Origin of the sequence: Streptomyces sp. NPDC059398 (assembly GCF_042751845.1) — a bacterium.
In the GTDB taxonomy this organism is placed as follows: Bacteria; Actinomycetota; Actinomycetes; order Streptomycetales; family Streptomycetaceae; genus Streptomyces.
Genome location: NZ_JBHYWP010000047.1, coordinates 1 through 12,809, shown reverse-complemented (window position 1 = coordinate 12,809; position 12,809 = coordinate 1). Strand labels below are relative to the sequence as shown.

Sequence of the window (12,809 nt, the reverse complement as noted above, 5' to 3'; positions counted from 1 at the left end):
ACCTTTCAGGCCCTGACCGGCCACGGCCGACCGGTCCGTCCCCGCACCTGTGCGGGACGGGTCACCTCCGACTCTGCTCAAAATCATTGCAAGGAGCTCACCGTGTCCAACGAAGACAAGCTTCGTAGTTACCTCAAGCGGGCCATCGCGGACGCCCAGGACGCCCGCGGCCGGCTGCGTGAGGTGCAGGAGCAGGCGGCTGAGCCGGTCGCGATCGTGGGCATGGGGTGCCGCTTCCCGGGTGGGGTGGGCAGTCCGGAGGACTTCTGGGAGCTGTTGGCCTCCGGCAGCGACGCGGTGGGTGGCTTCCCGACCGACCGCGGTTGGGACTTGGAGGGCATCTACGACCCGGACGGTGAGCGCGAGGGCACCTCCTACGTGGCCCAGGGTGCGTTTTTGCAGGGAGTGGCCGATTTCGACCCGGGATTCTTCGGGATCAGCCCGCGTGAGGCCCTTGCGATGGACCCGCAGCAGCGGCTGATGCTGGAGACGGCCTGGGAGACCCTGGAGCGGGCAGGCATCGACCCGTCCTCCCTGAAGGAGAGTTCGACCGGTGTCTTCGCCGGCGGCTTCGCCTCCGGATACGGAATCGGCCTCTCCTGGGCGGCCGGCGAGGAGGGCTCCGGCGTCGAGGGCCATCTGATGACGGGCAACGCGACCAGTGTGCTCTCCGGCCGTGTTTCGTACGCGCTGGGTCTGGAGGGCCCGGCGGTCACGATCGACACCGCCTGCTCGTCCTCGCTGGTGGCGCTGCACCTTGCCGTCCAGGCACTGCGGATGGGTGAGTGCTCCCTGGCACTGGCGGGTGGCGTCACGGTGCTGGTGTCACCGGGCACGTTCGTGGAGTTCTCGCGTCAGCAGGGCCTCTCGGCGGACGGCCGCTGCCGCGCCTTCTCCGAGGACGCAGACGGTACGGGCTGGGCCGAGGGCGTCGGCATGCTCGCGGTGGAGCGCTTGTCGGACGCGCGGCGCAAGGGTCACCGGGTGCTGGCTGTGTTGCGTGGTTCGGCGGTGAATCAGGATGGTGCGTCGAATGGTCTGTCGGCGCCGAATGGTCCGTCGCAGCAGCGGGTGATTCGTGCGGCGTTGGCGAATGCGCGTCTGTCGGCTGCTGATGTGGATGTGGTGGAGGCGCACGGGACGGGGACCACTCTGGGTGACCCGATTGAGGCCCAGGCGTTGCTGGCTACGTACGGTCAGGAGCGTGCGGGGGGTGCTCCGTTGTGGCTGGGTGCGGTGAAGTCGAACATCGGGCACACCCAGGCCGCGGCCGGGGTTGCTGGTGTGATCAAGATGGTGTTGGCGTTGCAGCATGAGCGGTTGCCGCGGACGTTGCATGCGGGTGATCCGTCGTCGCATGTGGACTGGTCGGCGGGTGAGGTGCGGCTGCTGGATGAGTCGGTGGCGTGGCCGGTGGGGGAGCGTCCGCGTCGGGCTGGGGTGTCGGCGTTCGGGATCAGTGGGACGAATGCGCACGTCATCATCGAGGAAGCCCCCGCCGTAGAGGCGGGCGAGGCGGCGGAGCCGACAGTTCCGGTGGTGTCGGGTGCTGGTGCGTGGGTGGTTTCCGGTCGTACGGCTGAGGGCCTTGCGGCGCAGGCGGGTCGGTTGCGGGAGTGGGTGACGTCCCGTCCGGGGCTGGAACCGGCGGATGTGGCCTGGTCGTTGGCGACGACTCGGTCCGCGTTCGAGCACCGTGCGGTGGTACTGGGCACGGAGCGGGACGAGCTCATGTCCGCAGTATCCGATCTGGCGGCCGGGGTGTCCTCGGGTGCGGTGGTCTCGGGTGTGGCACCCGCGGATGCCCGGGTGGGTCTGATCTTCGCGGGTCAGGGTGCTCAGTGGGCCGGTATGGGCCGGGACCTGTATGCGGGCAGCCCGGTCTTTGCCGAGGTGTTCGACCGGGTGTGCGGTTTGTTGGAGCTGGAGTTGGGCTCTTCGGTTCGGGTCCGGGATGTGGTCCTGGATGCCGATGGTGTGGATGGCGGGCTTGCGGATCAGACGCTGTTCGCGCAGGCGGGGTTGTTTGCTTTCGAGGTTGCTCTGGCGGGTGTGCTGGAGGCGTCTGGTGTGAGGCCGGATGCGGTGGTGGGTCACTCGGTGGGTGAGGTGGCTGCCGCGTATGTGGCCGGGGTGGTTTCGCTTCCTGATGCGTGCAGGCTCGTGGCGACGCGTGCCCGTCTGATGCAGGAGCTGCCTTCGGGTGGTGCGATGGCTGCGGTGAATGCGTCGGAGGCGGAGGTGGTCGCCTCTCTCGTGGAGGTGTCCGGTGATGTCGCGGTGGCTGCGGTCAATGGTCCGGATTCGGTGGTGGTGTCGGGTGATGCCGGGGCCGTGGATGCGGTGGTGGAGTTGTGGCGGGAGCAGGGCCGTCGGGTGCGGCGGCTGCGGGTGTCGCACGCTTTCCATTCCCCGGCGATGGACCCGGTGCTGACGGAGTTGGCCTCGGTTGCGGAGGGGATCGAGTACTGCCGTCCGGAGATCATGTGGGCGGGTGCGCTGAGTGGTGAGTTGGTGTCGGAGCCGGATGCGGGGTACTGGCCTGCGCAGACGCGGCAGGCGGTGCGGTTCGCCGATGCGGTGGCGGCCCTTGCCCGTGAGGGTGTCTCGGTCTTCGTGGAGGTGGGTCCGGACGGTTCGCTGTCCTCCCTCGGTCCGGACGCGGTGGCCGGGGTGCAGAGCGTGGAGCCGGCCTTCGTCCCGCTGCAGCGCCGCACCGATGAGGGCGTCGCGAGCCTGCTGACCGGTCTGGCGCGGGCGTTCGTCAGCGGTGCCCCGGTGGACTGGGAGAGGGTGCTGCCGGTCGGTGAGCCGGTGGAGTTGCCGACGTACGCCTTCCGGCACCAGCGGTACTGGCCCGAGGGCATTCTCTCGCTCGCGCCGCCGCGGGCCGGTGGCGGCGTGGACAGGATCGTCGCGGGTACCGAGGCGGAAGCCGAGTTCTGGGCGGCTGTCGAGGGCGAGGACCTGACCCGGCTCGCCGAGACCCTTGAGGTGGACGGCGGCCTTTCGTTCAGGGACGTGCTGCCCGCGCTGGCGTCCTGGCGGCGCCGTGAACTGGACCGCTCACTGACCGCGAACTGGCGTTACCGCACCTCCTGGGCGGTGGTCACGGAGCCCGACTCTCCCGTTCTTCCGGGCACGTGGCTGCTGGTTCTTGCGGCCGGTGCCGGGGATGAGATGCGGCAGCGGTGCACGACTGCGCTTGAGGCGCGTGGTGCTGAGGTCGTGGTGGTCGAGGTGGGGTCCGGGACGGTGGACCGGGCGGATGTCGCCGCTCTGTTGCGCGAGTCGGTGGCGGACGCTTCCGGTGTGTCGGGTGTGCTGTCGCTGCTGGCGCTGGACGAGACGCCCTTGCCGGAGCACTCGGCGGTGGCCGGCGGCCTGGCCGCCACGCTGGCTCTGGTGCAGGGGCTCGGGGACGCCGGAATCGGGGCACCCTTGTGGGTGGCGACCTGCGGCGCGGTGGCGGCCGGACCGGGTGAGGCGCCGACGCGTCCCGTACAGGCACAGGTCTGGGGCCTTGGCCGGGTCGTGGCGCTGGAACACCCCGACCGCTGGGGCGGGTTGATCGACCTGCCGGAGTCGCTCGACGAGCGGGCCGCCTCGCGCCTGGCAGGCGCGCTCGCAGGCTGCGACGAGAACGAGATGGCCGTCCGGTCGACCGGGCTCCTCGGCCGGCGGCTGTCCCGTGTGTCACGGCGCGGTTCGGGGGAGAGCCGGCCGGAACGCGGAAGCATTCTGATAACCGGCGGCACCGGTGCGGTCGCCGGGCATGTGGCGCACTCGCTGGCGGGCCGTGGTGCCGAACGCCTGGTGCTCACGAGCCGTTCGGGCCCCTCGGCCGAGGGCTCGGCGGCGCTGGCCGCCGAGCTGGCACAGGCGGGAACAGCCGTCGAGATCGTCGCGTGCGACGTGACCGAGCGGGCCCAACTGGTCGGCCTGTTGCACCGGATCGACGCCGAGGGCCCGGCGCTGTCGTCCGTCCTGCACACCGCCGCGCAGCTGGACGACGGAATGGTGGACGGCCTCACCGCACCGCGCCTGGAGACGGTGCTGCGGGTGAAGGCCCGGGGCGCCGACCTGCTCGACGAGCTGACCGCGGACCGTGACCTGGACGCCTTCGTACTGTTCTCCGCCGCCGCTGCCACCCTCGGCGGCCCCGGACAGGGCAGCTATGCGGCGGCCAACGCCTACCTGGACGCGCTGGCCGAGAACCGCCGCAGCCGCGGTCTTGCCGGTCTGGCCGTGGCCTGGGGCCCGTGGAGCGGAGGCGGTCTGGCGGAGTCCAGTGAGGCGGCCCGCTCGCGGATGCGCCAGATGCCCCTGCCTCCTATGGACCCGCGGCTCGCGGCCCGTGCGCTGGGCGAGGCACTGGAGGGCCCGGACGCCCTGGTGACCGTCATGGACGTGGACTGGGAGCAGTTGGGATCCGACGCGGGCGCCGCGGATGTGCTGGGAAGGCCGCTGCTGCGGGACCTCCCCGAGGCCCGCCGACGGCTCGTGGCGGCCGGGAACACCCTCACCGTGGTCCACGCGGAAGGGGAACTCGCCCGTCAGCTCGCCGGGATGGGCCGCTCCGAACAGGAGCGGGTGCTGACCGACGTCGTACGGGGCGAGGCCGCCGTGGTGCTCGGCCACCCCTCGGCCGAAGCGGTCGAGGACCGGCGCGCCTTCAAGGACCTGGGCTTCGACTCACTGACCTCGGTCGAACTGCGCAACCGGCTCAACACCGCGACCGGTCTCCGGCTGCCCGCCACCCTGGTCTTCGACTACCCGACCCCACTGGCGCTGGCCGTGTTCCTGCGCGGAGAACTGACCGGACGGCAGGGCGACACGGCCGCCCCGGTGGTCGCCGTGGCCGCGGCCGCGGTGGACGAACCGCTGGCGATCGTCGGCATGGCCTGCCGCTTCCCCGGCGGCGCGGGAACCCCCGAGCAGTTCTGGAACTTCCTCACCGCCGGCGGCGACGCGGTGGGTGCCTTCCCCACCGACCGCGGCTGGGACCTGGACGGCGTCTTCGACCCGGACGGTGAGCGCGAGGGCACCTCGTACGTGGCCCAGGGCGCGTTCCTGGGCAGCGCGGCGGAGTTCGACGCCGACTTCTTCGGGATCAGTCCGCGTGAGGCGCTGGCCATGGACCCGCAGCAGCGGCTGATGCTGGAGACCTCCTGGGAGGCGCTGGAGCGGGCCGGGATCGACCCGTCATCGCTGCGCGAGAGCGCGACCGGTGTCTTCGCGGGCGGTTTCACCTCGGGCTACGGGTTCGGGCTTTCGCTGGCCAACCAGGGCGACTCCGGGACCGAGGGACACTCGCTGACCGGCAACGCCACCAGTGTGCTCTCCGGCCGCGTCTCCTACGTACTGGGCCTGGAAGGTCCGGCCATGACGGTGGACACCGCATGCTCCTCGTCGCTGGTGGCGCTCCATCTGGCGATTCAGGCGCTGCGTTCGGGTGAGTGCTCGCTGGCGCTCGCGGGTGGTGCGACGGTGATGGCCACCCCCGGCACCTTTATCGACTTCTCCCGCCAGCGGGGGCTTTCGGAGGATGGCCGGTGCCGGGCGTTCTCGGAGGACGCGGACGGTACCGGCTGGGCCGAGGGCGCGGGCATGCTCGTCGTCGAGCGGCTCTCGGACGCCCGCCGCAACGGCCACAAGGTGCTGGCCCTGGTACGGGGCAGCGCGGTCAACCAGGACGGTGCGTCCAACGGTCTGACCGCCCCCAACGGCCCGTCCCAGCAGCGTGTCATCCGCGCAGCGCTGGCCAGCGCCCAGCTGACCGCCGGTGACGTGGACGCCGTCGAGGCACACGGCACCGGCACCACCCTTGGCGACCCCATCGAGGCGCAGGCGCTGCTGGCCACCTACGGTCAGGAGCGGACGGCGGGCCGGCCGCTGTGGTTGGGCTCGGTGAAGTCCAACATCGGTCACACCCAGGCCGCAGCGGGTGTCGCCGGGATCATCAAGATGGTGCTGGCGCTTCAGCACGAGCAGTTGCCGCAGACCCTGCACGCCGAGGAACCGTCCTCGCACGTGGACTGGACCGCGGGCGAGGTCCGGCTGTTGAGCGAGGCGGTGCCGTGGCCTGCGGGGGAGCACCCCCGCAGGGCCGGTGTCTCCTCATTCGGGATGAGTGGCACCAACGCCCACGTCATCATCGAGGAGGCCCCGGCTGCGGAGCCCGATGAGACCGCCGATGAGCCGACCGGTGCACCGGGCGCGCTTCCGGTGGTGTCGGGCGCCGGTGCGTGGGTGGTCTCGGGCCGTTCGGCTACCGGTCTGGCGGCGCAGGCGGAGCGGCTCCAGGAGTGGCTGGCCGGACACTCTGACCTTGAACCGGCTGATGTGGCGTGGTCGTTGGCGACGACCCGGTCCGCGTTCGAGCACCGGGCCGTGATCCTGGGCGCTGACCGCACCGCGCTGGTGGCGGGGCTGGAGAGCCTGTCCGGTGGTGTCCCCTCCGCCGCCGTGGTGTCCGGTACGGCCCGTCTCGGAGCGCGCTCGGTCTTCGCGTTCGCGGGTCAGGGTTCGCAGTGGGTCGGTATGGGGCGCGGGCTGGCGGAGGTTTCGCCGGTGTTCGCGGCCCGGCTTGCTGAGTGTGCTGCCGCCCTGTCTCCGTACGTGGACTGGTCGCTGGCCGATGTCCTTGCCGGTGCGGAGGGTGCGCCTGCCTTGGAGGCGGCTGATGTGGTTCAGCCCGCTCTGTGGGCGGTGATGGTTTCCCTCGCTGCGGTGTGGGAGGCGGCTGGTGTCGCTCCGAGTGCGGTGGTCGGGCACTCGCAGGGGGAGATCGCGGCGGCGACGGTGGCCGGGATGCTGTCCCTTGAGGACGGTGCCCGGGTGGTGGCGCTGCGTTCGAAGTCCCTGACGGTGCTGGCGGGCCGGGGCGGGATGCTGTCCGTCAGCCGTCCGGCCTCCGAGGTCGAGGAGCGCATCGCCCGCTTTGGCGATCGTGCGTCGCTGGCGGCGGTGAACGGGCCTTCGGCGACGGTGGTTTCGGGTGAGCCGGATGCTCTGGAGGAGTTGAAGGCGGAGTTCGAGGCCGAGGGTGTCCGTGCCCGGATGGTGGCGGTGGACTACGCCTCGCACTCGGTCCAGGTGGACCGCCTGGAGGAGGAGATCACCACAGCTCTCGCTGGGATATCCCCGCGCCGGGGCCGTGTCCCGATGGTTTCCGCGATGACCGGCGAGACCCTGACCGGTGAGGAGCTGGACGCCGGTTACTGGTTCCGGAGCCTGCGGGCGACGGTGCATTTCGAGCGTGCGGTACGGACCCTGGCGGGCCGTGGCCATCAGCTCTTCATCGAGGTGACCCCGCATCCGGTGCTGCTGGGCGCGATGAACGACACCCTGGAAGAGGCCGCGCAGGAGGCCGGCCCCGGCACCGTACCGGGCGTCGTCTGCGGGACGCTCCGGCGGGACGAGGACGGTGCGGCCCAGCTGGTCACCTCGTTCGCCGGGGCGTTCGTGGGCGGGGCGCCGGTCGACTGGCGCGCCGTACTGCCCGCCGCCGAGCGGGTCGAGCTGCCGACGTACGCCTTCCAGCACGAGCGCTACTGGCCGCAGGGCACGCTCTCCCTGGCGCTGCTCGGCGGCGGCAGGGACGCGGTGTCGCTGGGCCTGGGCGCGGTGGACCACCCGCTCCTCGGCGCGGCCGTCGAACTGGTCGGTGGGGCCGGTCTGGTGTGCACGGGACGTCTGTCGGTGCGTACGCAGCCGTGGCTGGCGGACCACGCCGTCGGCGGTACCGTGCTGCTGCCTGGCACCGGCTTCGTCGAGCTGGCCGTACGCGCCGGTGACCAGGTCGGCTGCGGGGCGCTGGAGGAACTGACGCTCCAGGCGCCGCTGGTACTGCCCGCCGACGGCGGTGGGGTGCAGGTCCAGGTCGTACTCGCCGAGGCCGACGCCGAAGGCCGCCGGACGGTCGAGGTCTTCTCCCGTCGCGACACGGCCGACGCGGCCGGCACAGCCGACGCACCCCAGACATGGGTGCAGCATGCGAGCGGTGCGCTCCTTCCCGCTGCCACGTCCCCGGCGGACCCGCGGACGCCGGTGGACGACTTCGCGGTATGGCCGCCGCAGGGCGCCACCGCACTCGACGTCGACGACGTCTACACCGGGCTGCTCGCCGACGTATACGGTCCGGCCTTCCACGGGCTGCGGGCCGCCTGGCGGCGCGGCGGCGACGTCTTCGCCGAGGTGGCACTGCCCGAGGAGGCGGCCCGGGAGGCAGCCGCGTTCGGTCTGCACCCGGCGCTGCTCGACGCGGCCCTGCACGCCGCACTCCTGGCGGGCTCGCCCCTGACCGATGCCGGTGGTGACGGCGACGCGGCCGGGGAACAGGGCCGGGTCCGGATGCCGTTCGCCTGGACCGGCGTCGAACTGCACGCGAGTGGTGCGTCGGTGCTGCGGGCCCGGCTGCGCCGGGACGCCAGGGGCGGCCTGGCGCTGACCGCATCGGATCCCGCCGGGGCTCCGGTGGTGACGGTGGAATCGCTCGTCAGCCGCCCGGTGTCGGCGGACCAGCTGGAGGGTGCGGGCAACACGCTGGGCGACACCCTCTTCACCGAGGAGTGGACCCCGCTGGCCGAGGCTCCCGTCCCGGACGGCGAGTGGGTGCTGCTCGGCGACGACCGCTTCGGTGTGGCCGACGGTCTGCGGGCCGCCGGTCGCCCGGTGCGGTCCTTCGCCGGTATCGCAGAGGCGGCCGCGGCGGCTGAGGCGGGCGAAGTCGCCCCGCATACAGCGCTGATCTGCGTCGACGGAACCCCGTACGGCGCCGAAACCGTCCCGGATACGACCCGGCGGCTGACCGGCGAGGTGCTGGAACTGGCCCAGCGGTGGCTGGCGGAACAGCACCTGGACTCCGCACAGCTTGCCGTCGTCACCCGCGGCGCCGTCGCGGCCGCGGACGGCGGACCCGTGGTGGACCTGCCGGCGGCCGCGGCGCGCGGCCTGCTCTCCTCCGCGCAGTCGGAGAACCCCGGCCGGCTGCTCCTCGTGGACCTTCCCGCCGACGAGGACACCACCGGCTGTGCCGAACGGCTCGCCGTACTGCCGAGGTTCCTCGCCACCGGCGAGCCGGAGCTGACGCTCCGCGGACAGGTCGCGTACGGGCGCCGGCTGAACCGTCCGTCCGGTGCCGGAACTGCGGTTGAACAGCCCGGGGACCGTTCCGAAGGCGGCCCGCGCACCCTGCTGGTGACGGGCGGAACGGGCACACTCGGCGGCCTGGTGGCCCGCCATCTGGTGGCCACCGGACGGGCCCAGACGGCCGTACTGACCAGCCGCTCCGGCCCGGCCGCCACGGGTGTCGCGGCGCTCGCCGCTGAACTGGCCGCGCTCGGCGCGCAGGTCCGGGTCGTCGCCTGCGACGTGGCGGACCGCGACGCGCTGGCCTCGCTGCTGGCGAGCATCCCGGCCGACTGCCCGCTGGGCTCCGTCTTCCACGCCGCCGGAGTCATCGACGACGGTGTGATCGGCACCCTCACCCCGGAGCGGCTGGCCACGGTCCTGCGGCCGAAGGCGGACGCCGCCTGGCACCTGCACGAACTCACCCGGGACAGCGACCTGGAGAACTTCGTCCTGTTCTCCTCGGCGGCCGCCACACTCGGCGCCCCGGGCCAGGGCAACTACGTCGCCGCCAACGCCTTCCTCGACGCCCTGGCACGGCAGCGCAGGGCCGCCGGGCTGCCCGGCCTCTCGCTTGCCTGGGGGCCGTGGGTGCACGAGGCCGGCATCGGCCGGGACCTGGGCGAGCAGCTGCTCTCCCGCATCACACGCTCCGGACTCGCCGCGCTCGGCGCCGACGAGGGCCTGGCCGTACTGGACACGGCGCTGGAGCGGACGCTGACCCGGGGCGAGGGCGCCCTGGTACCGGCCCGGCTGGACGTGGCCGACCTGCGCGCGCTGGCCGCGCGCAGCGGCGAGGTCCCGCCGCTGTGGAGGCGGCTGGCCGGCACCCCGGGACGGCGTACGGCCGCCGCCGGGTCGGCCGGCGGCGGGGATGCCGCGCAGGCGTTGCTCCGCCGGCTCGCCGGGCGATCCGGCCAGGAACGCGACCGGATGCTCCTGGAGCTGGTGCGGACGCTCGTGGCCGCAGTGCTCGGACACGCGTCGGCCGAGGCCGTCGAGCCCGCACGGGCCTTCACCGACCTCGGCTTCGACTCGCTCACCGGAGTCGAACTGCGCAACCGGCTGCGGACGGAGACCGGGCTGCGGCTGCCCGCCACGCTCGTCTTCGACTACCCGACCCCCGCCGCCCTGGCCACGATGCTCGGCGGCGAGCTGGCGGGCGAGGTGCCCGCAGCGGCCGACCCAGTACCCCCGTCCGCCACGGTGGTGGACGACCCGATCGCCATCGTCGGCATGGCCTGCCGCTTCCCGGGCGGCGCCGCCGGCCCTGATGAGCTGTGGGAGATGCTGGCCGCGGGCCGGGACGGGATCGGCCCGTTCCCGCAGGACCGCGGCTGGGACCTGGAGTCCATCTACGACCCGGACATGGGACACGCCGGCACCTCCTACACCCAGGAAGGCGGCTTCCTCCGGGACGCCGGCGGCTTCGACCCGGCGTTCTTCGGGATCAGCCCGCGTGAGGCGCTGGCGATGGACCCGCAGCAGCGGCTGCTCCTCGAAACCTCCTGGGAGGCGTTCGAGCGGTCGGGGATCGACCCGACCGCACTGCGCGGCAGCCAGACCGGCGCCTTCGTCGGCGGCTACGGCTCCGGCTACGCCGAGGCCAGCCTGGAGGGAGCCTCGGACTTCGAGGGCGTGGACGGTCACCTGGCGACCGGCAACGCGACCAGCGTGCTGTCCGGCCGGCTCTCCTACACCTTCGGTCTGGAGGGCCCCGCGGTGACGATGGACACCGCGTGCTCCTCGTCGCTGGTGGCGCTGCACCTGGCGGCGCAGGCGCTGCGCTCGGGTGAGTGCACACTGGCGCTGGCCGGCGGTGCCACGATCATGGCCACACCCGACGGCTTCGTGGGCTTCTCGCAGGCACGCGGGCTGGCGGTGGACGGGCGCTCCAAGGCGTTCGGCGCCACGGCCGACGGCATGGGCATGGCCGAGGGCGTCGGCATGCTGGTGGTCGAGCGTCTTTCGGACGCTCGCCGCAACGGGCACCCGGTCCTCGCGCTGGTGCGCGGCACCGCCGTCAACCAGGACGGTGCGTCCAACGGTCTGACGGCGCCGAATGGTCCGTCGCAGCAGCGGGTGATCCGGGCGGCGTTGGCGAATGCGCGTCTGTCGGCTGCTGATGTGGATGTGGTGGAGGCGCACGGGACGGGTACGACGCTGGGTGACCCGATCGAGGCGCAGGCGCTCCTCGCCACGTACGGGCAGGACCGCCCCGAGGGCCGTCCGGTCTGGCTGGGCTCGGTGAAGTCCAACATCGGCCACACCCAGGCCGCCGCGGGTGTCGCGGGCGTGATCAAGATGCTGCTGGCGCTCCAGCACGAGCAGCTGCCGCAGACCCTGTACGCAACGGAGCCGTCGCCGCACATCGACTGGTCGGCGGGACAGGTTCGGCTGCTCACCGAAGCGGTCCCCTGGCCCGCCGACGGCAGGCCGCGCCGCGCGGGCGTGTCCTCCTTCGGTATCAGCGGCACCAACGCGCACGTCATCCTGGAGCAGGCGCCCGCCTACGACGAGGCGTCAAGGCCCGCGCCGACGAAGACCGCGCCCCCGCTCGTCTCCAATGCCGGTGCGTGGGTGGTGTCGGGTCGGTCCGTGGAGGCGCTGGCGGCGCAGGCGGGCCGGTTGCGGGAGTGGCTGGCCGGGCGCCCGTCGTTGGAGCCGGCTGATGTGGCGTGGTCGTTGGCGGCGACGCGGTCGGCGTTCGAGCACCGGGCTGTGGTGGTGGGCGGTGACCGTACGGAGTTGGTGGCGGGGCTGGAGAGTCTGGCGGCTGGTGTGCCTTCGGGTTCGGTGGTCTCGGCGGCGGCCCGCTCCGGTGCCCGTCCGGTGTTTGTCTTCCCGGGTCAGGGTTCGCAGTGGGTGGGGATGGGGCGTGAGCTGGCGGGGGTTTCGCCGGTGTTCGCGGCCCGGCTTGCCGAGTGTGCCGTGGCGCTCTCGCCGTACGTGGACTGGTCGTTGGACGACGTACTGGCGGGGGCGGAGGGGGCTCCGGTCCTGGAGGCGGCTGATGTGGTTCAGCCTGCTCTGTGGGCGGTGATGGTGTCGTTGGCTGCGGTGTGGGAGGCGGCTGGTGTTGCCCCGGAGGCTGTGGTGGGGCATTCGCAGGGGGAGATTTCCGCGGCGACGGTTGCGGGGATGTTGTCCCTTGAGGACGGTGCGCGGGTGGTCGCGCTGCGCTCGAAGTCCCTGAAGGTGCTGGCGGGCCGGGGCGGGATGCTGTCCGTCAGCCGTCCGGCCTCCGAGGTCGAGGAGCGTCTCGTCCGTTTCGGTGAGCGTGCGTCGTTGGCGGCGGTGAACGGGCCGTCGGCGACGGTGGTTTCGGGTGAGCCGGATGCTCTGGAGGAGTTGAAGGCGGAGTTCGAGGCCGAGGGTGCCAGGGCGCGGATGGTGGCGGTGGACTACGCCTCGCACTCGGTCCAGGTGGACCGCCTGGAGGAGGAGATCACCACGGCCCTCGCCGGGATATCCCCGCGCCGGGGCCGTGTCCCGATGGTCTCCGCGATGACCGGCGAGACCCTGACGGGTGAGGAGCTGGACGCCGGTTACTGGTTCCGGAGCCTGCGGGCGACGGTGTACTTCGACCGTGCGGTGCGGGTTCTGGCGGGTGAGGGGCAGCGGATCTTCGTCGAGGTCTCTCCGCATCCGGTGCTGCTGAGTGCGATGACGGAGTC

Annotated in this window: 1 protein-coding gene; it reads left to right on the top strand. The window is 72.5% G+C overall.

Annotation, left to right across the window (positions count from 1 at the left end; all coding sequences use genetic code 11):
- Window positions 1–102 precede the first annotated feature (102 nt).
- The coding region (locus tag ACFXBC_RS18460; protein WP_385024847.1) for a type I polyketide synthase at window positions 103–12,809 on the top strand (12,707 nt) is incomplete at its 3' end.